The sequence below is a fragment of the Vibrio sp. 1978 genome, from assembly GCF_033344345.1.
Genome location: NZ_JAWPOP010000877.1, coordinates 1 through 551, shown reverse-complemented (window position 1 = coordinate 551; position 551 = coordinate 1). Strand labels below are relative to the sequence as shown.

Annotated in this window: 1 protein-coding gene; it reads left to right on the top strand. The window is 51.5% G+C overall.

From position 1 onward, the window contains the following. A partial coding sequence (locus R8N49_RS29635) for an anhydro-N-acetylmuramic acid kinase (RefSeq protein WP_318190761.1) occupies positions 1 to 544 on the top strand: 544 nt, incomplete at its 5' end. Positions 545 to 551 lie beyond the last annotated feature (7 nt).

Here is a 551-nt window from a genome sequence, read left to right as displayed (position 1 = left end):
GCCGGGCAATATGTTGATGGACGCATGGTGTGAGCGACATACAGGTCACGGTTTCGACAAAGACGCGCAACTTGCCCAGCGAGGCAGCGTCAACGAAGCATTGCTGGCTCATTTACTTAAAGAGCCTTATCTCGCAATGTCAGCCCCGAAGAGTACTGGACGTGAACTGTTCAACATGGATTGGCTACATCACCAGTTAGCCAATTACAATGTATCCGTCGAAGACGTCCAACGCACCTTGTGCGAATACACCGCGATCACTATTGCGCATGACGTAACAAAGTTCACGTATGGCGAGACACCTCAGCTGTTGGTTTGCGGCGGGGGGGCACGCAACCCACTTTTGATGCAACGTTTAGCGGAACTTCTCCCCCAATGGCATGTGACAACCACTACCGATAAAGGCGTTGATGGCGACTACATGGAAGCTATGGCGTTTGCTTGGCTTGCGCAGCGCCATATTCATGGCCTCCCTAGCAATTTACCGGAAGTCACAGGGGCAAGTCGCCTCGCTTCACTTGGTGTGCTCTATTCAAAAAATTAAGGGCAAT